General features: G+C 74.8%; 20 protein-coding genes and 1 pseudogene. 5 read left to right on the top strand and 16 right to left on the bottom strand.

Translation table 11 applies throughout. From position 1 onward, the window contains the following. Positions 1 to 31 precede the first annotated feature (31 nt). From HNR61_RS43725 to HNR61_RS43735, 3 genes are read right to left on the bottom strand one after another with little or no spacing between them, the layout of a single operon-like run. On the bottom strand, positions 32 to 787 hold the full coding sequence (locus HNR61_RS43725; RefSeq protein WP_182849045.1) for an SDR family NAD(P)-dependent oxidoreductase: 756 nt from the start codon (positions 785 to 787) through the stop codon (positions 32 to 34). Beyond that, complete coding sequence (locus HNR61_RS43730) at positions 784 to 2,070, bottom strand: enolase C-terminal domain-like protein (protein WP_312898381.1); 1,287 nt, start codon at positions 2,068 to 2,070, stop codon at positions 784 to 786. Before HNR61_RS43730 ends, HNR61_RS43725 begins: the two co-directional genes overlap by 4 nt. Beyond that, positions 2,067 to 2,924 (bottom strand): fumarylacetoacetate hydrolase family protein, encoded by an 858-nt coding sequence (locus HNR61_RS43735; protein ID WP_182849046.1) that lies wholly within the window; start codon positions 2,922 to 2,924, stop codon positions 2,067 to 2,069. The genes HNR61_RS43730 and HNR61_RS43735 overlap by 4 nt, the downstream gene beginning before the upstream one ends. Before the next feature lie 203 nt (positions 2,925 to 3,127). Between HNR61_RS43735 and HNR61_RS43740 the strand changes: the two genes are divergently transcribed. Genes HNR61_RS43740 through HNR61_RS50335 form a run of 3 tightly spaced genes read left to right on the top strand, consistent with a single transcriptional unit; the run spans position 3,128 to position 4,923 of the window. Next, positions 3,128 to 3,832 carry a FadR/GntR family transcriptional regulator gene (locus tag HNR61_RS43740; RefSeq protein WP_182849047.1) on the top strand — a complete coding sequence of 235 codons (705 nt, stop codon included), beginning with the start codon at positions 3,128 to 3,130 and terminating at the stop codon, positions 3,830 to 3,832. Between the two features lie 37 nt (positions 3,833 to 3,869). Further along, positions 3,870 to 4,187, top strand: coding sequence for an L-rhamnose mutarotase (locus HNR61_RS43745; RefSeq protein ID WP_182849048.1), 318 nt, complete (start codon positions 3,870 to 3,872; stop codon positions 4,185 to 4,187). A 10-nt stretch (positions 4,188 to 4,197) separates the two neighbouring features. Next, the gene (locus HNR61_RS50335) at positions 4,198 to 4,923 is read left to right on the top strand and encodes a FadR/GntR family transcriptional regulator (protein WP_312898382.1); all 726 of its coding nucleotides are present in this window, start codon (positions 4,198 to 4,200) and stop codon (positions 4,921 to 4,923) included. A gap of 4 nt (positions 4,924 to 4,927) precedes the next feature. Here HNR61_RS50335 and HNR61_RS43755 read toward each other — a convergent pair whose 3' ends face one another. From HNR61_RS43755 to HNR61_RS43775, 5 genes are read right to left on the bottom strand one after another with little or no spacing between them, the layout of a single operon-like run. Beyond that, positions 4,928 to 5,392: a DUF3237 domain-containing protein gene (locus HNR61_RS43755; protein WP_182849049.1), complete on the bottom strand. Its 465-nt coding sequence runs from the start codon at positions 5,390 to 5,392 to the stop codon at positions 4,928 to 4,930. 7 nt (positions 5,393 to 5,399) lie between these two features. Beyond that, positions 5,400 to 5,861, bottom strand: a complete 462-nt coding sequence (locus tag HNR61_RS43760; protein ID WP_182849050.1) for a MaoC family dehydratase — start codon at positions 5,859 to 5,861, stop codon at positions 5,400 to 5,402. Next, entirely contained in the window at positions 5,858 to 7,399 is a 1,542-nt protein-coding gene (locus HNR61_RS43765) for an acyl-CoA synthetase (RefSeq protein ID WP_182849051.1), read from the bottom strand. Before HNR61_RS43765 ends, HNR61_RS43760 begins: the two co-directional genes overlap by 4 nt. A gap of 4 nt (positions 7,400 to 7,403) precedes the next feature. After that, complete coding sequence (locus HNR61_RS43770) at positions 7,404 to 8,303, bottom strand: amidohydrolase family protein (protein WP_182849052.1); 900 nt, start codon at positions 8,301 to 8,303, stop codon at positions 7,404 to 7,406. Next, positions 8,300 to 9,226, bottom strand: coding sequence for an SDR family oxidoreductase (locus HNR61_RS43775; RefSeq protein WP_182849053.1), 927 nt, complete (start codon positions 9,224 to 9,226; stop codon positions 8,300 to 8,302). Before HNR61_RS43775 ends, HNR61_RS43770 begins: the two co-directional genes overlap by 4 nt. Positions 9,227 to 9,396: 170 nt before the next feature. On the opposite strand from HNR61_RS43775, the gene HNR61_RS43780 reads away from it, so the two are divergent. Then, positions 9,397 to 10,254, top strand: coding sequence for a PaaX family transcriptional regulator (locus HNR61_RS43780; protein ID WP_312898383.1), 858 nt, complete (start codon positions 9,397 to 9,399; stop codon positions 10,252 to 10,254). Here the strand turns inward: HNR61_RS43780 and HNR61_RS43785 are convergent. The 6 genes and pseudogenes from HNR61_RS43785 to HNR61_RS43810 form a co-directional block, all read right to left on the bottom strand. After that, a complete protein-coding gene (locus HNR61_RS43785) occupies positions 10,251 to 11,903 on the bottom strand; it encodes a CocE/NonD family hydrolase (RefSeq protein WP_182849055.1) in 1,653 nt (550 codons plus the stop codon). The genes HNR61_RS43780 and HNR61_RS43785 overlap by 4 nt on opposite strands. Continuing rightward, complete coding sequence (locus HNR61_RS43790; RefSeq protein WP_312898384.1) at positions 11,897 to 12,769, bottom strand: ABC transporter ATP-binding protein; 873 nt, start codon at positions 12,767 to 12,769, stop codon at positions 11,897 to 11,899. Before HNR61_RS43790 ends, HNR61_RS43785 begins: the two co-directional genes overlap by 7 nt. After that, on the bottom strand, positions 12,766 to 13,716 hold the full coding sequence (locus HNR61_RS43795) for an ABC transporter ATP-binding protein (RefSeq protein WP_182849121.1): 951 nt from the start codon (positions 13,714 to 13,716) through the stop codon (positions 12,766 to 12,768). The genes HNR61_RS43790 and HNR61_RS43795 overlap by 4 nt, the downstream gene beginning before the upstream one ends. After that, on the bottom strand, positions 13,713 to 14,585 hold the full coding sequence (locus HNR61_RS43800; protein WP_182849056.1) for an ABC transporter permease: 873 nt from the start codon (positions 14,583 to 14,585) through the stop codon (positions 13,713 to 13,715). The genes HNR61_RS43795 and HNR61_RS43800 overlap by 4 nt, the downstream gene beginning before the upstream one ends. A 76-nt stretch (positions 14,586 to 14,661) precedes the next feature. Then, a pseudogene (locus HNR61_RS50620) lies at positions 14,662 to 15,543 on the bottom strand (ABC transporter permease); the annotation flags it as partial. After that, on the bottom strand, positions 15,543 to 17,165 hold the full coding sequence (locus HNR61_RS43810; RefSeq protein WP_182849057.1) for an ABC transporter substrate-binding protein: 1,623 nt from the start codon (positions 17,163 to 17,165) through the stop codon (positions 15,543 to 15,545). The gene HNR61_RS43810 and the pseudogene HNR61_RS50620, both read right to left, overlap by 1 nt. A gap of 446 nt (positions 17,166 to 17,611) precedes the next feature. Between HNR61_RS43810 and HNR61_RS43815 the strand changes: the two genes are divergently transcribed. Continuing rightward, positions 17,612 to 18,220 carry a TetR/AcrR family transcriptional regulator gene (locus HNR61_RS43815; RefSeq protein WP_182849058.1) on the top strand — a complete coding sequence of 203 codons (609 nt, stop codon included), beginning with the start codon at positions 17,612 to 17,614 and terminating at the stop codon, positions 18,218 to 18,220. Here HNR61_RS43815 and HNR61_RS43820 read toward each other — a convergent pair. Both HNR61_RS43820 and HNR61_RS43825 read right to left on the bottom strand, forming a co-directional pair. After that, positions 18,212 to 19,633 carry an amidase gene (locus HNR61_RS43820; protein WP_182849059.1) on the bottom strand — a complete coding sequence of 474 codons (1,422 nt, stop codon included), beginning with the start codon at positions 19,631 to 19,633 and terminating at the stop codon, positions 18,212 to 18,214. The genes HNR61_RS43815 and HNR61_RS43820 overlap by 9 nt on opposite strands. A gap of 10 nt (positions 19,634 to 19,643) precedes the next feature. Continuing rightward, on the bottom strand, positions 19,644 to 20,228 hold the full coding sequence (locus HNR61_RS43825; RefSeq protein WP_182849060.1) for a TetR/AcrR family transcriptional regulator: 585 nt from the start codon (positions 20,226 to 20,228) through the stop codon (positions 19,644 to 19,646). Positions 20,229 to 20,273: the final 45 nt, after the last annotated feature.

A 20,273-nucleotide genomic window follows, 5' to 3' on the forward strand; every position in this document is an offset into this window, starting at 1 on the left:
GGCTCCCCCGAGCGGTGCGCCGCGGCGCGGGTCAGGTGCGGGGCCGCGTCCGCAGCCCGGCCATGCCGCCGTCCACGGCCAGCCAGGTGCCGGTGGTGGCCCCGGCGCGCGGGCCCGCCAGGTGCGCGATCGCCTCGGCGACCTCCTCGGGGCGCACCAGGCGTCCGGTGGGCTGGCGGGCGGCGAGCGCGGCGCGTTCGGCGCCTGGGTCGGGCGCGGCGTCCAGCAGGCGGCCGACCCACGGGGTGTCGACGGTGCCGGGGTTGACGCAGTTGACGCGGACGCCGTCGGCCAGGTGGTCGGCGGCCATCGCCAGCGTCAGCGACAGCACCGCGCCCTTGGAGGCGCCGTACAGGGCGCGCCGCGGCAGCCCGGCGGTCGCGGCGATCGAGCAGGTGTTGACGATCGCGGCGTGGGCGGAGCGGCGCAGGTGCGGCAGGGCGGCGCGGGTGACGCGGACGATGCCGAGGACGTTGACGTCCAGCACGCGGTGCCACTGGTCGTCGGGGTTGTCCTCGACGGTGCCCTGCGCGCCGATCCCGGCGTTGTTGACCAGGACGTCCAGGCCGCCCAGCCGGGCCGCGGCCTCGGCGACGGCGGCGCGGACGGCCGGGTCGTCGGTGACGTCGGCGGTGACGCCCAGCAGCGGCGCGGGGACCGCCGCGCCGTCCAGGTCGAGGCAGGCGACGGCGGCGCCGCGGGCGGCCAGCAGTTCGGCGGTGGCCAGGCCGATGCCGGAGGCTCCCCCGGTGACCAGCGCGCGCAGTCCCCGGAACTCGTCGCTCATGCGTTCCTCCAGACGCTTCCGGACGGGTAGGTGTGGTCGGCCAGCGACCCGGGCAGCATCCGCGCCGACATGCCGGGCGCGAGGGGCGCGCGGTAGTGGCCGTTCTCGATCCGGACCGGGTCGGCGAAGTGCTCGTGCAGGTGGTCGACGTACTCGATGACGCGGTCCTCGACGGTGCCGCTGACGGCCAGGTAGTCGAACATCGACAGGTGCTGGACGACCTCGCACAGGCCGACGCCGCCGGCGTGCGGGCAGACCGGGACGCCGAACCGGGCGGCCAGCAGCAGGATCGCGATGTTCTCGGTGACCCCGGCGACGCGGCAGGCGTCCAGTTGCAGCACGTCGACCGCCCCGGCCTGGAGGAACTGCTTGACCATGACCCGGTTGCAGACGTGCTCGCCGGTCGCGACCCGCACCGGCGCGACGCCGCGCCGGATGGCGGCGTGGCCGAGCACGTCGTCGGGGCTGGTGGGCTCCTCGATCCAGTACGGGTCGTAGGGGGCCAGGGCGCGGACCCACGCGATCGCCTCGGCGACGTCCCAGCGCTGGTTGGCGTCCACGGCGATCCGCACGTCCGGTCCGGCGACCTCGCGGGCCAGCGCCAGCCGGCGCACGTCCGCGGCGAGGTCCGCGCCGACCTTCAGCTTGATCTGGGTGAAGCCGCCGGCGACGGCCTCGGCGGTGAGGCGGGCGAGCTTGTCGTCGGAGTAGCCGAGCCAGCCGGGGGTGGTGGTGTAGGCGGGGTAGCCGGCGGCGAGCAGGCGGGCCTCGCGTTCGGCGCGGCCGGGGGCGGCGGCGCGCAGCAGGTCGGCGGCCTCGTCGCGGGTGAGGGCGTCCGACAGGTAGCGCCAGTCGGCCAGGTCGGCGATCTGGTCGGGGTCCAGGTCGGCCAGCAGCCTCCACACCGGCTTGCCCGCGGTCCGGCCCGCCAGGTCGAACGCCGCGTTGATGATCGCGGCGGCGGCCATGTGGACCGCGCCCTTCTCCGGGCCGAGCCAGCGCAGCTGGGAGTCGTGCAGCAGCCGCCGGGCGAACGTCCCGAGGTCGCCGGGGTCCAGGTCGGCGCCGACCAGCAGCGGCGCGTGCGCCTCGATCGCGGCGACGCAGACCTCGTTGCCGCGCCCGATGGTGAAGCAGAACCCGTGGCCCTCGGCGCCCTCGCCGGTCTCCAGCGTGACGTAGGCGGCCGAGTAGTCGGGGTCGGGGTTCATGGCGTCGGAGCCGTCCAGGTCCCGCGAGGTGGGGAACCGGACGTCGGTGACGCGCAGACCGGTGATCTTCACTCGGCGTCCTCGCAGACCTGGCGCTGGCGGCCCAGCCCGTCGATCTCCAGCTCGACGACGCTGCCCGCGCGCAGGTAGGGCGCGTCCGGGCGGCCGAGCGCGACCCCGGCGGGGGTGCCGGTGTTGATGACGTCGCCGGGCTCCAGCACCATGAACCGGCTGACGTACCAGATCACGTGCGCCACCGAGAAGATCATGTCCTTGGTGGTGCCGTTCTGGCGGAGCTCGCCGTCCACCCACAGCCGCAGGCCCAGGTCCTGGGGGTCGCCGACCTCGTCGGCGGTGACCAGCCAGGGGCCGAGCGGGTTGAACGTCTCGCACGACTTGCCCTTGTCCCAGGTGCCGCCGCGGTCGAGCTGGAACTCGCGTTCGGACACGTCGTTGCTGATGGCGTAGCCCGCGACCAGGTCGCGGGCCTGCTCGGGGGAGTCCAGGTAGCGGGCGGTGCCGCCGAGCACGACGGCCAGCTCCACCTCGTAGTCGGTGCGGGTGCTGCCGCGCGGGACGCGGACGGTGTCGTGCGGTCCGACCACCGTGTTGGGGGCCTTCATGAACAGGACCGGCTCGTCCGGTTCGGCGGCGCCGGTCTCGGCGGCGTGGTCGCGGTAGTTGAGGCCGACGCAGACGATCTTGCCGGGGCGGGCGACCGGGGCGCCGACGCGGGTCCCGTCGGGGACGGCGAGCTCGGGCAGCGTGCCCGCGGCGAGGGCGCGGGCGGCGCGGGCCGGACCGCCGGTGGCCAGGAACCGGCCGTCGATGTCGCCGGTCAGGCCGGACAGGTCGTGGTGGACGCCGTCGTCGCTCAGCAGGACGGGGCGCTCGCCTCCGGCCGGGCCGACGCGGAGCAGCTTCACGGTGCGGATCCCCCTTCGGGGTGGAGTGTGTCACCCGCCACACGAGTCATCAGACCATTAGCGGGCGAAAGGTCAAGAGTTGCGGATCAGTGCAGCTTCGGATGTAGATTGGTAGGACCATTTGATACTCGCGCTCGCCGAACGATGTCAATACCCCCCCGCTCCCCCGCCCCGGCCCCGGCCCCGGCCCCGCAGGAGGTCCGATGACCGAACCCCTCGTCCGCACCACGGTCACCCAGCGCGCCATCGACCAGCTCAAGCAGAAGATCGCCAGCGGTGAGCTGCGCCCCGGCCAGCGGCTGCCCACCGAACGCGACCTGGCCGCCGGGCTGGGGCTGTCGCGCAGCTCGATGCGCGAGGCGATCCGCGCGCTCACCACCCTCGGCGTGCTGGAGTCCCGGCACGGCGCGGGCGTCTACGTGACGAGCCTGGAGCCCGGCGACCTGCTGGAGACGTTCGGGTTCCTCACCGAGATGTCGCGCGGCTCGTCGCTGGTGGACCTGCTCCAGATCCGCCGCATCCTGGAGCCCGCCGCCGCGGCGACGGCCGCCGCCCGGCGCACCGACGCCGACCTGGCCGCGATCGAGGCGCACCTGACCGCCATGGAGCGGGCCGCGGAGGTCGAGGAGTTCGTCACCGCCGACCTGGCGTTCCACCGCGCCGTGGTGGCGGCGGCCGGGAACCCGGCGCTGTCGGCGGTGGTGGAGGGCCTGTCCACGCCCACCTTCCGGGCCCGCGTCTGGCGCGGGCGGCGCGACGCCGGGGCGATCCCCCGGATGCACGAGGAGCACCGCCGGATCTTCGGCGCGCTGGCCGCCCGCGACCCCGAGGCGGCGCGGGCCGCCGCGGGCGTGCACATCGGCGAGGTGGAGGGCTGGCTGCGCGCCAACCTCGACGTCGCCCCCTGACCCCTCACCCCCACCCCGACGCGAAGGAGCCGACGCCATGCGCATCGCGCTGCACACCCGTCTCAAGCCCGGTCGCGAGCAGGAGTACGAGGCCGCCCACCGGGAGGTCCCCGCGGAGCTGGTCGCGGCGATCCGCGCCGCCGGGGCCCGCGACTGGACGATCTGGCGCAGCGGCCCGGACCTGTTCCACGTCCTGGACTGCGACGACTACGCCGCCCTGCTCGCCGCCCTGGCCGACCTGCCGGTCAACGTCGCCTGGCAGGCCCGCATGGCCGGGATGCAGGAGGTGGCGCACGACTACTCCCCCACCGGGGCCGCCCGGGGACTGCCGGTGGTGTGGCGGCTGAACCCCTAAGCTCGGGCGCGTGGCGACACCTGTCCGGACCTCGGTGACCGAGGAGACCATCGAACGCATCAAGGCGATGATCGTCGGGGGCGAGTTCGTCCCCGGCGAGCGCCTGCCCACCGAACGGGAGCTGGCCGAGCGGCTGGGGGTGTCGCGCAGCTCGCTGCGCGAGGCGATCCGGGCGCTCACCCTGGTCGGGGTGCTGGAGGCCCGGCAGGGCGCGGGCACCTACGTGACCAGCCTGGCCCCGCACCTGCTGCTGGACGCGGTGTCGATGCTGGTGGAGCTGGCCCCCGGCGCGACCGTGCTGGAGCTGCTGGCGGTGCGGCGCGTGCTGGAGTCGGCCGCCGCCGCGCAGGCCGCGGCGCACATCGGCCCGGCCGAGCTGGAGGAGCTGGCCGGGTGCCTGGCGGCGATGCGGCACGACCCGCAGCGCGGCGACGGCGACCTCGACGAGGTCATCCGGGCGGACCTGCGCTTCCACGAGGTCATGGCGCGCGCGTCGGGCAACGCGGTGCTGGCGGCGTTCTGCGCCGCGCTCGGCAGCCGCACCCTGCGCGCCCGGGTGCACCGGGGGCGCGGGGAGGAGGGCGTGTTCGCGCGGAGCCTGGCCGAGCACCAGGCGATCTACGAGGCGCTGCGCGACCGCGACCCGGGGCGCGCGGCGGCCGTGACGGCCGCGCACATCGCGTCGGTGGAGGCGTTCGTCCGGAACGCCGCCGGGAACGCCGCCCCCGGTTCCTAGAGCCTCAGTCGAGGGAGTAGAGGTCGTAGACGACCGCGTCGGCCAGGCGGGCGGCGTAGGCCACGAACAGGCTCCGGTTCAGCCACGCGTAGGCGGGGGCGGACGCCTCCAGGTGGACGTGGACGCGGAAGTAGTACTCGCCGGGATCGACGGGCTCGCCCGCCGCGACGCGCTCCAGCGTCGCGGACGGGCCGTGGCGGACCCCCCGGGTGGCCAGGTAGATCAGCGCACCGTCGGGGGTGCGGGCGGTGTAGCGGGTGTCGATCACGGTGGTGCCGTCGTCCTGGACGAGCTGCCAGTCCGCGCCGCCGGGCAGGATCTCGGCGGTCAGGCGGTCGCCCTCGACGGCGCCGCCGGTGATCGGGACGATGCGGCGCAGCCCCGCCGGGGTCGGCCCGAGGGTGTGGACCGGGCCGACCTCGACGCGGACCCGCGCCTCCCGGGTGAGGCCGGGCGCGGGGAGACGCACGGCGGGGTCAGCCCGCGTAGTGCCGGTAGACCGCCTGGGCGACGCAGGCGGGCTTGTCCCCCCGGTCGGTCTCGACGGTGAAGTCGAGCGTCATCTCCACGCCGTTGCCCTTCACCTCGGCGACGTCGGCGACCACCCCGTGCAGGCGGATCCTCGCGCCGACCGGGACCGGCGCGGGGAAGCGCACCTTGTTCAGGCCGTAGTTGACGCTCATCGCCACCCCGCCGATCTCCAGCAGCTCGCCGAACAGCGGGATCAGCAGCGCCAGGGTCAGGTAGCCGTGCGCGATGGTGCCGCCGAACGGGCCGTCCGCCGCCCGCCCGGGGTCGGTGTGGATCCACTGGTGGTCGTCGGTGGCGTCGGCGAAGGTGTCCACCCGGTCCTGGGTGACCTCCTTCCAGCCGGTGCGGCCGAGGTCGGCGCCCTTCAGCGCGAGCAGCTCGGGCAGGCCGTTGGCCTTGGTGGTCATGGGGTCTCCTTCTCGGGGTCGCCGTAGCGGGCGCGCAGGGTCTTCTTGAGGATCTTGCCGGTGGGGTTGCGGGGCAGTTCGGACACGACGACGACCGACCGGGGCACCTTGTACCTGGCGAGGCGGTCCCGCAGGAAGCCGAGCAGCTCCTCCCCGTCCGGGCGGGCGCCGGGGGCCGGGACGACCAGGGCGCGGCCGACCTCGCCCCAGCGCTGGTCGGGCACGCCGATGACGGCGCACTCGGCCACGTCCGGGTGGTCCAGCAGGACGGTCTCCACCTCGGCGGGGTAGATGTTCTCCCCACCCGAGATGATCATGTCCTTGACGCGGTCGACGATGGTCACGTAGCCGTCGGCGTCGACGGTCGCGACGTCGCCGGAGCGGAACCAGCCGTCGGTCACGGCGCGGGCGGTCTCGTCGGGGCGGCCCCAGTAGCCGCGCATCACGTTCGGGCCCGCGACCAGGACCTCGCCCTTGTCGCCGGGGCCGGCGTCGCGGTCGGCGTCGTGGTCGGCGGCGTCGACGACGCGCACGTCGGTGAAGAAGTGCGGCACCCCGGCCGTTCCCGCCTTGCGGACGCTGTCCTCCCTGGTCAGGTACAGCACGCCGGGGGACGCCTCGGTCATGCCGTAGCCCTGGCTGAAGGACAGGCCCCGCTGCTGGTAGACGCGGATGGTGCCGGGCGGGACCGGCGCGCCGCCGCAGTTGAGCTGGCGCAGGCTGGACAGGTCCGCCGCCGGCCACGCCGGGCACGCGGCCATCGCGTCGTACATCACCGGGACGCCGAACATGTACGTCACCCGGTGCGCCTCGATCGCCGCCAGGACCCCGGCGGGGTCGAAGGCGGGCATCAGCACCACCGCGCCGCCCTTCAGCAGCGTCGGCAGGCAGAGCATGTTCAGCCCGGCGGTGTGGAACAGCGGCGCGACGACCAGCGCCACCTCGTCGGCGGCCAGGTCGATGTCGACCAGGACGTTGACGGCGTTCCAGGTGATGTTGCCGTGGGTGAGCATCGCGCCCTTGGCCCGGCCGGTGGTCCCCGACGTGTACATGATCATGCAGGGGTCGTCGAGGGACACCGCCTCGTCGATCGGGTCGGCGGCGGCGCCCGCCAGCAGGTCCTCGTAGCCGAGGGCGTCCGGGCCGGGGCCCGCCAGGGCGACGCGGTGGCGCACCGGGGCGGTCGTCGCGGCGGCGGCCTCGGCCTGCTCGGGCGCGTACACCAGCACGCCGGTGCCCGAGTCGGCCAGGCAGTGGGTCAGCTCCGGGGCCGCCAGGCGCGTGTTCAGCGGGACGAACACCGCGCCGAGCATGCCCGCGGCGAACAGCGTCTCCAGGAACGCCGGATGGTTGGGGCCGAGGTAGGCGACCCGGTCGCCGCGCCGGACGCCCAGGTCGCGCAGCGCGTGCGCGAACCGGGTGGCCCGCTCGTGCAGCCCGGCGTAGGTGAGGCGGGTGCCGCCGTGGACGACGGCGGTCTTGCCGGGGGTCTTGCGGGCGCGCCGGGCGGTCCAGGAGCCGATTCCCTCGTTGCGCATGGCGTCACCCCTCCTTGGCGAGGCCGAGCAGGCGCGCGGCGTTCCACTTGAGGATCTTCGGGCGGACCTCGGGCTTGATCTCCAGCTTCGCGAAGTCGGCCAGCCAGCGGTCGGGGGTGATGACCGGGTAGTCGGAGCCGAACAGCACCTTGTCCTGGATGAGGGAGTTGGCGTAGCGCACCAGCTGGGGCGGGAAGTACTTCGGCGACCAGCCCGACAGGTCGATGTGGACGTTCGGCTTGTGGTGGGCGACGGCGAGGGCCTCGTCCTGCCAGGGGAACGACGGGTGCGCCAGGATGATCCGCAGCTCGGGGAAGTCGGCGGCGACGCCGTCGACCAGCATCGGGTTGGAGTGGCCGAGCCGGATGCCGCCGCCACCGGGCACGCCCGCGCCGATGCCGGTCTGGCCGGTGTGGAACAGGGCGGGGACGCCGAGCTCCTCGATGGCCTCGTACAGCGGGTAGGCCATCGGGTCGTCGGGCGAGAAGCCCTGGAGGCTGGGGTGGAACTTGAAGCCCCGCACGCCGTGCTCCTCCACCAGGCGGCGCGCGGCCCGGACCGCGGCCCGGCCGCGCCAGGGGTCGAGGCTGGCGAACGGGATGAGGACGTCGGCGTGGCGGGCGCACGCCCCGGCGACCTCCTCGTTGGCGATCGGGGGGTGGCCGGTGGCGTGCTCGGCGTCCACGGTGAACACCACGGCGGCCATCCTGCGCTCGCGGTAGTAGGCCGCCATCTCGTCGATGGTGGGCTGCCGGTGGTCGTGGGCGCCGAAGTACTTGGCGGACGCCTCCATCAGGCGCGGCGGCAGCGAGGCGTGGCCGTCGGCGGAGATCTCGGCGTGGGTGTGGACGTCGATCGCGACCAGCTCGTCGACGTTGATGGCGGGGGTCGCGGCCGGGGTCATCGCGGGGTCCCGTTCGCCTCGGGGGCCTGCGGGGCGGGGATGCCGTAGGTCTGCGGCTCGCGGCCGACGCCCGTCGCCCAGGTCGCGGCGATCGCGTCGGCGTCCCAGCCTCCGTCGCGGTAGGCGACCGCGACCTCCTGCGGGTGCGACCACAGCGACAGCCTGTCGCCGCCGATGCCGATGGCCTGGCCGGTGACCCCGGCGGCGGCGTCGGAGGCGAGGAACACCGGCAGGGCCGCCACGTCCTCGGGCGTGCCGAACCCCTCGGCGGCGCGCAGCCAGGCCGGGAACGGCTCGCCGCGCTCCTCCCACGCCTGGATGTGGGGCGCGAACGCGGGGATCGTCTTGGTCATCGCGGTCGCCGCGACGGGGACGACCGCGTTGACGGTGATGTTCGCGCGGGCGCACTCCATCGCCCAGGTCCGGACCATGCCGACGATCGCGGCCTTGGCCGCCGAGTAGTTGGTCTGCCCGAAGTTGCCGCGCTGCCCGGCGGGCGAGCCGACCACGATGATCCGGCCGCCGTCGCCCTGCTCGCGCATCCGCGCCACGGCGGCGCGCACGCAGGTGAAGGTGCCGCGCAGGTGCACGTTCACCACGGCGTCGAAGTCGTCGTCCGACATCTTCCACAGCACCCGGTCGCGGAGGATCCCGGCGTTGGTGACCAGGACGTCCAGCCGGCCGAACTCCTCGACCGCGCGGGCCGCCAGCGCCTCGGCGACCTCGGTGGGGCCGACCGCGCCGGGTTCGGCGACGGCCCGCCCGCCGGCCGCGGCGATCTGTTCGGCGACCCGCTTGGCCGCCGCGTCGTCGGCGTCGTTCACCACGACCGCCGCGCCCGCCCCGGCCAGCGCCAGGGCGTAGGCGCGGCCGAGACCGTTGCCGGCTCCGGTGACGACGACCACCTTGTCCTGCAGATCCACGGGGATCCTTCCGTCGTTCGAGATGACTCGGGTGAGAGGAACGCTCAATGTCCGGACGCGACCACGCCTGCGTTCACGCGCGATGGGAGCGGATCGCTGGACTCGAAAGTAGGCAGTTCTGTGACCACCGTCAAGGTACTGCCCAATGTTCGGTTGGCTACGCTGGGGGCGTGATCCAGGACCCGCCCTCCCCCGACACCGACCTCGGAGCGCTGCGCCCGCAGGCGCTGCTGCTCACCTTCTTCGGCGGCTACATCCTCGGCCGCCGCGTCCACGTGGCCACGGCGAGCGTGCTCGACGTGCTGGGCCGGGTGGGCGTCTCCGAGGACGCCACGCGCTCCACGCTGAGCCGCATGGCGCGGGGCGGCCTGCTGCACCGGGTGCGCCGGGGGCGCAGCGTCTACCTCGGCCTCACCGCCCGGTCCCGGGAGGTCCTGCACGACGGGGAGTTCCGGGTCTGGCGGATGGGCGCGGTCAACACCCACTGGGACGGCACCTGGACGCTGCTCGGCTTCTCCCTGCCCGACTCCTGGCAGCGGCAGCGGCACGTGCTGCGGTCGCGGCTGCTGTGGGCGGGGTTCGGGGCGTTGCAGGGCGGGCTGTGGATCGCCCCGTCCCCGGTCGAGGTCGAGCCGCTGCTCGACGGGCTGGAGGCCGCCGCGCACGTGAAGGTGTTCCAGGCGCGCGCACTGCCGCCCACCGACGTGGACGAGCTGGTGCGCGACGCCTGGCACCTGGAGGCGGTGGCCGCGCGGTACGAACGGTTCCTCGACCGCTGGGACGGCTCGGCGCCGCCCGACGGACCCGCCGACAGCCTCGCGCGGCAGCTCCTGTTGCAGGCCGAGTGGCTCCAGGTGGTCCGGCGGGACCCGCGGCTCCCCCGCGAGCACCTGCCCGCCGACTGGCCCGCCGAACGCGCCCAGCGGGTGTTCCGCTCGGTGTACGCCGAGCTGGACCCGGCCGCCAGGGCCATCACGGCCGAGCTGCTCGACACCATCCCGGACGAGGAGTCCGAGCCCGTGGTCTAGCGGGCCCGGCGGAGCCGGTCGGGCCGCCACCGGCCGACGCGCAGGCGGGAGGGGCCCAGCTCGACCGCCCGGACGGCCGGCGCGCCGGGCGTGCTCGTCCACGGGTCGGCCCCGGCGGGCGCCTCGGGGACGTAGTCGGGGAAGTCGCTGCTCATCACGTCGAGCGCGAGGCGGTGCCCGGCGCGCAGCCGGTAGGCGACGCTCTGCAGGTCCACGATGACGTCCTCCCCCGCCGGCGGCACGTCCAGCCGGACCTGCCCCCGCGCGACGAGGAACGCGCCGCCGTCGGGGGCCACGTCCAGCAGGCGCGCGTGGACGTGCGCCCCGGCGTCGGCCCGCAGGCGCAGTCGCAGCGTCACGGCCCCGACCAGGTCGGTGTCCCCGGCGACGGCGGGCCCGGTGAACCGCAGGACGTCCGGGCGGTCCCCGACGGCGCGCAGGTCCGACCGGTCGAACAGGGCCGCGAACGGGTTGGCGCCCGGCGAGGGGACCAGGTCGGCGGGGTCGTGCACCCACTCCAGCGCCCCCCGCTCCGGGGGCTCGGCGGTCAGCGCCGGGTCGGGGCCGCCCGACAGGTGGTATTCCAGGTCGGACGACTCGCGGGGCGGCCACGCGTCGCTCTCGCGCCATCCGCCGTGGCAGACCTCGTAGCGGACGCGGGGCAGCGCCGCCAGGTCGCCGGAACGGTCCAGGACCGCGTCGAAGAACTCGATCGAGGGGTCGAGGTAGCGGGGCAGCATGCGTTCCAGCGCCGCCGGGTCGGTGGTGTGGTCGTCGTGCGGGGCGATGGGCGCGTCGGCCAGCCGGTAGTTCTCGTGGTCGATGGCCTCCAGCCGCAGCCGCAGGTGCGGGGCCCAGCCCGGGTCGTCCGCGAGGGCGCGCACGTCCTGCCAGGACCAGACCGCGCAGTTGTCGAACCATCCGATCGTGTAGAGGGCCGGGACCGGCGGGCTCTCCGGCAGGGCCTTCAGCGGCGGCGGGAGGAACGGCGTCCGCCCGTCGAACTCGCGGTCGAAGTTCTCCGAGCGCCCGCCCAGCCGCGCGAAGAACCCCTCGAACATCTCCCGCAGCGGGCGGCGCCCCCAGTCCAGCGGCCACTCGTAGTGGCCGGCGTCCACGTAGTGGGAGGCGAAGTAGACCTTGCGGGCCGTCTGCTCGACGTCCCGCGTGCCGTCGCCGTGCTCCAGGACCGTCGACAGCTGCGAACCGGTGAGGCGCGGCGCGATCGCCCGCAGCGCGGGGTGCCCGCTGATCGCCGCGGCGATGGTCGTGTAGCCGAAGTAGGAGTCGCCCCACATGACCACGTCGCCGTCGCACCAGGACCGCCCGGTGAGCCACTGGAGGGTGTCGTGGCCGTCGTCGACCTCGTGGACGGCGAACTCGGTCTCCCCCTCGGAGCGGAACTTGCCCCGCACGTCCTGCACCGCGACGTGGTAGCCGCGCGCCCGGAAGTAGCGGGCGATCCGCGGCATGAAGCAGTAGGCGCCGTCCTTGTCGTACGGGAGGCGGACCAGCACGACGGGGCCCGGCTCCGGCGGGTCGGCGAGGTACAGGTCGGTCGCCAGCCGGACCCCGTCCCGCATGGGGACCATGACCTGGACGGCGTCGTCGGGCACGGGGGCGGGTCCGGTGCGCGTGATGGTCAGCACGTGGTTTCTCCCTTGGGGGCGGGGACGGGAACGGGGGTGGCCTGTCCGTCGGCGAGGTCGAGGGCGCGGCGGTCCCGGGCCACCCGGTCCAGGTCCCAGTCCGGGGAGGGGATCGAGTCCAGGAGCAGGCGGGTGTAGGGATGCCGGGGTGCGCGCAGGACGTGTTCGGTCGCGCCGCGCTCGACGACGCGGCCGTGCCGCATCACCAGGACCTCGTCGGTGATGTGGCGGACGACGCCGAGGTCGTGGCTGACGAGGACGTAGGCGATGCCGGTCCCGGCGCGCAGCTCCTCCAGCAGGGTGAGGATCTGGGCCTGGATCGACACGTCGAGCGCGGCGACGGCCTCGTCCAGCACCAGCACGCGCGGGCGGACCGCGAGCGCGCGGGCGATGGCGGCGCGCTGCCGCTGGCCGCCCGACAGGTCGCGGGGCGGGGACTGTCCCGCGCGGCGGCTCAGGCCCACCTGGTCCAGCAGCTCCGCGACGCGGGCCCGGTGCCGTTTCCGGGGGCCGGGCGCGTGCAGGCGCAGGGGTTCGGCGATCGACTCGGCGATGGTCTGGCGCGGGTCGAAGGAGCCGTAGGGGTCCTGGAAGATCATCTGGAGGAGGCGGGCGCGGCGGAGCCGGTCCCGGCGGGAGCGGCCCGTCGCGGTCTCGCCCGCCAGGATCACGGTCCCGGAGGTCGGCTCCTCCAGCCCGGCGAGGACGCGGGCCGTGGTCGTCTTGCCCGACCCCGACTCGCCGACGATCCCCAGCGACGCGCCGGGCGTCAGCGTGAAGCTCACGTCGTCGACGGCGGTGAAGGTCCCGAACCTCTTCACCAGCGACGCGACCTCCAGCACGGGTTCGGGCACGGACCCGGTCACGGCGCCACCTCCTGCGGGCGCAGGCACGCGACGAGGGACGTCCCGTGCGGGCGGATGTCGGGGACCTTCCGGGCGCAGGCCTCGTCGGCCAGCGGGCAGCGGTCGCGGAACGAGCAGCCGGACGGGGCCTCCGCCAGCGACCGGGGGCGTCCCCGGATGGCCCTGATCTCGGCGCGCTCGCCGCGCGCCGACGGGCTCGCCTCCAGCAGCGCCCGGGTGTAGGGGTGGGCGGGCGCGCGGAACAGGCCGGCGCTCGGGGCCTCCTCGACGACGCGCCCGGCGTACATGACGTAGACGCGGTCGCAGACGGCGGCGGCGAGGTCCAGGTCGTGGGTGACGAACAGCATCCCGGTGCCGCGGTCCCGCTGGAGCCGTTTCAGCAGGGCGACGACCTCGGCCTGGGTGGTGACGTCGAGGGCGGTGGTGGGTTCGTCGGCCAGCAGCAGGTCCGGTTCCGCCGCCAGCGCGCCCGCGATCACGACGCGTTGCAGCATGCCGCCGGAGAACTCGTGCGGGTGCCGCCGCACCGCGCGCCCGGGGTCGCGGATGCCGACCTGGTCGAGCAGGTCCAGGGCGCGGGCGGCGGCCTCGCGCGCGGGCACGCCCGAGGCGCGCAGGCCCTCGGTGAGGTAGTCGCCGACGCGGCGCACCGGGTTGATCGACGCCCGGGGGTCCTGGAAGACCATCGCGGCCCGGGTGCGGCGCAGGTCGCGCAGCGCGCCGCGCCCGGCGGCCAGCACGTCCACGCCCGCGGCCGTGACGTGGCCGGTGACGCGCGCGCCGCGCGGGAACATGCCGAGCGCGGCCCGCGAGGTCAGCGACTTGCCCGAGCCGGACTCGCCGACCAGCCCGACGGTCTCGGCGCGGCCGACGCGGACGGTGACGTCGGCCAGCAGGGGGACGTCACCGACCGACAGGCGCAGTCCCGCGATGTCGAGGACGTTCATCTCGTCTCCCCCTGTCGCCGGGCGATGGAGCCGCTGAGGTGCTCGCCGAGCACGTTGACGCTGACGACGGTCAGCAGGACCGCGATCCCGGGGATCAGTCCGCTCCACGGCCGGCCCTGGAGGATGGCGCTCTGGGCCTGGCTGATCATCGAGCCCCAGTCGGCCTCCGGCGGGCGCACCCCGAGCCCCAGGTAGGACAGGGACGCCAGGTCGACCAGCGCGTAGCCGAACGACAGCGTGCCCTGGGCGAGGATGACCGGCGCGACGTTGGGCAGCAGGTGGCGCAGCGTCACCCACCACTCGCCGAAGCCCATGACGCGGTAGCCCTCCATGTAGGGCCGCGCGCCCTCCTGGAGCGCCATGCTGCGCACGACGCGGCCGAGGAACGGCGTGTAGGCGACGGCCAGGGCGCAGACGGGCGCGGCGAGGCCGGGCCCGAACACCGCCACCACCAGCATCGCCAGCAGCAGGCTGGGGAAGGCGAACACGATGTCCATGGCGCGGGTGAGCACCGCGTCGACCCACCCTCCGGCGCGGGCGGCCAGCAGCCCGACGGCCGTTCCGAGCACGCCCGACAGCAGCACCACCCCCAGCGGCGCGAGCAGGGAGAGCCGCGCGCCGTGCATCAGGCGCGACAGCACGTCCCGGCCGGTGGAGTCGGTGCCGAGCCAGTGCCCCTCGGTGCCGGGCGGGGCGAGGGAGTTCAGCAGGTCGGTGGCCTCGGGTGAGTGCGGGGCCAGCACGGGGGCCAGCACCGCCGTCAGCACCACCAGCGACAGGAACGCGGCCGCGAGCACCAGGCCGAGGGGACGGTGCGGTCGGCGGCGGCGGGCGCCGCGGGCGCGCAGCGCGGGGATCGTCAGCGTCATCGGCGCGGCCCCCGGCGGTGACGCGCGGGTCGATCAGCGGCAGCACCAGGTCCACCAGCGTGTTGACGGCGACGAACAGGACGACCCCGATCAGGGCGATGCCCTGCACGACCGGGAAGTCCCGCCGCGACACCGAGGTGACCAGCAGCGAGCCGACGCCGTCCAGGCCGAACGCGGTCTCCACGACGGCGGTGCCGACGAACAGGCTCGCCACCAGCACGCCGACGACCGTCAGCAGCGGGGCCAGCGCGTTGCGCACCACGTGCCGGCGGATCACCGCCGCCGTGCCGACGCCCCGGCTGCGGGCCGCCGCCACGTGCTCGCGCCCCAGCTGCTCGGCGAACGCCGCGTTCCCGACCCGCGCCAGGACGCCGAACGCGGCGATCGCCATGGCGACGGCGGGCAGCGTCAGGTGCCACAGCCGGTCGGCCGGGCCGGTGCCCGCGCCGGTGGCGGGGAACCAGCCGAGGCCGATCGAGAAGAGCGCCAGCAGCGCGATCGACGCCACGAACGTGGGGGTGGCGGTCGCGGCGGCGGCCAGGACGGACGCGATCCGGTCGGCCGCGCCGCCCCGGACCGCCGACACCAGCGCCACGGCCGTGCCGAGCGCGGCCGCCAGCGCCGCCGAGTACAGGATGAGCAGGCCGGACACGCCCAGCCGGCCGGTGATCAGCGACATGACGCTGGTCTGGTAGTTCAGCGAGGTGCCGAGGTCCAGCCGCAGCACGCCGCCGATCCACGACAGGTAGCCCTGGAGGAACCCCCGGTCGAGGCCGTGGCGGTGGCGCAGCGCCTCGATCTGCTCGGGGGTGAGGCGGCGGCCCGCCGACAGCGCCACCACGGGGTCGCCGGGGACGAGCCGCAGCGCGCCGTAGACGACGACCGTGGCGACCAGCACGGTGAGGGCCGCGCCCAGCGCGCGCCGCGCCGCCCAGGCGGAGAGGGTGCGCGCCTTCATCACTTGCCGCCGAGGGAGGCGGCCCACGGGGTGTACAGGTAGTTCTGGCGCGGCACGACGCCCGCCAGTTCCGGCCCGTAGTAGACGTTCACGTACTGCGTGGCGATCGGGATGGTGACCAGGTCCCGGGCCAGGATCGACTGCGCCCTCACCACGAGGCGGGCGCGGGCGGCGGGGTCCTCGGTGCCGATCGCGGTGGCGATGACGGTGTCGTACTCCTTGTCGCGGTATCCGGCGAAGTTGTAGAAGTTGCCGGTCGTGAAGAACTGGTAGTACGACAGCGGCTCGGGAGAGTCCAGGTAGCCGGTCGACAGGAGCAGGTCGATGCCCTCGCGGCCCTTCGGCGAACCGAACACGGCCGCGAACTGCTCGCCGGTCATCGGCTTCAGCTCGACGCGCATGCCGATCTTGGCGGCGGCGTCGGCGATCGCGGTGGCGGTGCGGGTCTCCTCCTCGATCGCCGTGGTGTACGCCAGAACGATCTTCTCCCTGGCCTTCGCCGACCGGCCGACGAGCTCCTTGGCCCTGGCCAGGTCCTGGGCCGGCTCGGGCAGCCTGTCGTACTCGCTCTGGTAGACGTCCCTGGCGTAGCCCCACGCCGCCGGAGGGACGAGCGCGCGCAGCGGCTGCGCGGTGCCCCGGTAGACCGAGCGGATGACGCCCTTGTAGTCGATGACCGCCTGGATCGCCTGCCGGGTGGCGGGGTCCGACAGGGCGCCCCCGGAGTCGACGACCGCCAGGAACGTGGGGGCGAGGCTGCGGCCGAACAGCAGGTTGCCCCGGCCGGCGAGCTGGGCGTGGGCGGCGCGCGGGACGTTGAACTGGCCGTCCACGTCCCCGCTGTTCAGCGCCGCCGACTGGGCGGCCGGATCGGCGATGAAGGTGAACCTCAGGCTCTTCACCCTCGGCCTGGCGGCGGTGTTCCACCAGGTGTCGTTGCGGGTCACGGTGATCTCGCGGCCCTGGGTCCAGCCCGCGACCCGGTAGGGGCCGGTGCACATGACGCCGCCCTTCGCCGTTCCGAAGTCCTTGCCCGCCTTCTCGGCGAACGCCTTCTGCACGACGGTGAAGGCGGGCAGGGCGAAGAAGTTCGGGACCAGCGCGTCCGGCTTCTTCAGCCGGGTCGTGACCCTGTCGTCGCCGGTGGGCTCGATGCCGCGCAGGTTGGCGGCCCAGCCGATCCACGGCGAGCCCAGCCCGGGATCGAGGATCCGCCGGACGCTGTAGACGACGTCCTCGGGAGTGACCGGTCTGCCGTCCCAGAACGTCGCGCCCTCGCGCAGGTGGATCACGTAGGTGAGCGGGTCGGGGTGGTCGACGGAGGTGGCCAGCGCGGGCCAGCGCTGGTAGTCGGGGCCGAAGGTGAACAGGCCCTCGCACAGGTTGGCGACGACCGTGCTGACGGACTCCAGGGCGGACTGGGCGGGGTCCAGGGTCGTGGGCTCGCCGCTGGCGAGGTTCCAGGTGACGGTGTCGACGTCCCTGGCCGGGGCCGGGACGGCGGTGGTGATCGTGGGGGCGTTCGGCTGCCCGGCGGCCGGGCCGCCGCCGCTACAGGCGGTCAGGACGGTGGATCCGAGCAGGGCCGCGGCGAGCGCGGCCGTACGGGGACGACGGGTCATGGAAGGTCCTTCGCGGTGCTGGGATGCGGGGACGGTGCCGGGGCGCGGGCCGGGCGGTGCGGGTGCCGGGCCCGGCCGCGGCCGGTCCCGCCGGTCCGCGGTCGGCGGCGGGAGTGGGGGCGGGTCACCTCGTCGCGTCCGCGCGGTGGAGGTGGGCGGGCCCCGGGGTCCGGGTCGTGCCGCTAGCGTCGCGGGTCACCGATTGATTGTCAATAGTGCAAAACAAAATGGCCGGGAGGTGAACATCGGCCGGTGGCGGCCGGTGTCCGCGGTCCCGCCGGGAGGGCGGCGCGGGGTCGGCGGCCCTGTTTTCCCGGCGGTCCCGCAGGGGCGGGTTGTGGCGGTGTCGGGTGCGGCGGCATCCTCGAAGCTCCTCCGGATCGCGCCGCTAGGCTGGAGGCGGCGTTGATTGTCTACTTCGCAGAACAATTGGGGTGAGGGAACGGGTGGGCAGACCGAGCCTGGTCGAGGAGCGGCGGGCGCAGATCCTCCGGGCGGCGGCCCGGTCGGTCGCCCGGTACGGGCTGGCCGGGAGCACGCAGGAGCGGATCGCCGGCATGGCCGGGATGAGCCGTTCGCACGTCCGGCACTACGTCGGCAACCGCGACGACCTCATCGACGCCCTGTGGGACCACGTCATCACGCCGTACTTCGCGACGATGCGGGAGGCCATGGCGGGCCGGGAGCCGCGGGAGCGGCTGCGCGCGCTGGTGGACTACCTGTTCGGGCCCCAGATGGAGCACAACGAGGACGATCTGGTCATCGAGGCGCTCATCACCGGGGCGATGCACGACGTGCGGCTGCGCGGCCGGATCTTCGACAGCTACAGCCGCCTGGAGCGGGAGGTCGCCACGGCGATCCGCGAGGCGGCCCCCGGATGCGACCCGGCGGAGAGCCTGCGGTCGGCCTACTCGCTGCTCTGCCTGGCGTTCGGCAACTCCACGCTGGCGGCGCTGCCGTTCCCCGCGTCGCGGCGGGCCGGGGTGAAGGAGCAGGCGATGCGGATGCTCACCTCCCTCGGGGAAGGTCCTTCGGCGGACGGGGCGTCAGGGTAGGGAGGCGGCGTGCACCGCCGGCCGGCGGGCGGCCCACGGGAGGTGCTCCTCCAGGTCCGCCGCGACCTGGAGCAGCAGGTCCTCGCGGCCCTCGGCGGCCACGAGCTGGACGCCGATCGGCAGGCCGGTCGCGCCCTGCCCGAGGGGGAGGCTGATCGCGGGCTGCCCGCCGAGGTTGAACGGCGCGGTGAACGGCCCGTACTCGAAGATCGACGCCAGCCACGAGCGGGCGGTGTGGCCGGGCCGGTCGTAGTCGAGCGTGCCGTGCGGCGCGGGCGGCCGGGCGAGGGTGGGCGTCACCAGCAGGTCCACGCCGGTGAAGTGGTCGCGCAGTCCGGCGGCCACCCGGTCGGCCGCCTGGAACCCGCGGGCGGCGCGGTAGGCGTTGAGGGTGCGGGCCTCCTCCAGGATCGCGAGCGTCACGTGTTCGAGGCGGTCGTGGCCGACCTTCTCGTCCTCGCCGAAGCCGCCCGCGAGGCCGAGGGTGGTGAGCGCGGCGTACGCCTCCAGGACCTCCTCGGGGTCGACGGCGGGCGGCGGCGCCCCGACGTCGTGGCCGAGCCCGTCCAGGATCCCGGCGACCCGGTCGACGACGGCCGCGACCTCCGGGTCCACGGGGGCGCCGTTCCAGGGCGCCGTGGTGACGGCGACGCGCAGCCGGGGCGCGTCCCGCGCCGGCAGCTCCCGGTAGGGGACGGGCCCGGCCGCGACGCGGTGCTTGTCGTGGCGGCCCGCGCCCTGCACCGCGTCCAGCGTGTGCGCGACGTCCCGCAGCGTCCGGGCCAGCACGAAGTCGATCGCCAGCCCGAACATCGCCTCCGACGGGCCGGGGCCCACGGGGGTGCGCCCGCGCGTCGGCTTGAGGCCGACGACCCCGCAGCACGCGGCCGGGATCCGGATCGACCCGGCGCCGTCGTTGCCGTGCGCGACCGGGACCGCGCCCGCCGCCACCAGCGCCGCCGCGCCTCCGCTGGAGCCGCCGACCCCGCGCGCGGGGTCCCAGGGGTTGTTGGTGGTGCCGTAGCGCACCGACTCGGTGGCGAAGCTGATCGCCATCTCCGGGACGGTCGTCACGCCGAGCGCGGCGAAGCCCGCCGCCCGGAACCGCTCGGTGATCTCGGCGTCGTGGTCGGCGACCGCGTCGGCGAAGTAGCGGGAGCCGACCGAGAACCGCACGCCCTTCGCGACCGGGTGGCTGTCCTTGAGCAGGAACGGCACGCCGGCGAACGGCCCGCGCGCGTCGTGGGCCAGCGGGGCGTCGAACAGCGGCTGGGACAGGGCGTTCAGGTGGGGGTCGACCCGTTCGACGGCCCGCCGGGCGAGCCCGGCGACCTCGTTCGGGGTGACCGCGCCCTCCTTCAGCAGGCCCGCCAGGGCCACGCCGTCGCGGGACGCGTACTCGTCAAGGTCCATTCATGACACCTCATTTCTTTCCGGGCGCGGCGGTCAGCATGCCGACCAGCCGCTCGACGAGGGGGAGCATCCGTTCGCCGTCCCACCGCTCGGGGTCCTCCAGGCTGGCGACGTAGAAGCCGCGCAGGACCAGCAGCAGGACGTCGGCGGTGAAGTCGGCGTCGGCGGCACCGGCGTCGCGGGCGGCCGACGCCATCTCCGCCCGGCCCTGCCGGGCGTCGTCCCGCAGGACCCCGAGCGCCGCCGAGCCCGGCCCGGAACGGCCGAGGATCTCCAGGAACAGGCGGCGCAGCACCAGGTCGTTGCCGGTGGTCGTGCACGCCCAGCGCACGACGGCCAGCAGGCGCTCGGGGTCGCCGGTCCCGCCGACGGCCTGGTCCATCTCCTCGCCCCAGGCCCGGATCGCGTGCTCGACGGCGTTGCGCAACAGGTCCTCACGGGTGGGCAGGTAGTTGGTGACGAGGGTGGTGGACCCGCCGATCCGCTTGGCGACCGCCCGGATGCTCACCCCGTCCATGCCCTGCGCCGCGACGATGTCCAGGGTGGCCTCGGCGATGGCCGCCAGGCGCTCGTTGACGTCGATTTCCACTGGCATGGCGGCAGGCTAACGGGAGCCGACCGGATATACAACACCGTTGTA

Origin of the sequence: Actinomadura kijaniata (assembly GCF_014138665.1) — a bacterium.
Classification (GTDB): Bacteria; Actinomycetota; Actinomycetes; order Streptosporangiales; family Streptosporangiaceae; genus Spirillospora; species Spirillospora kijaniata.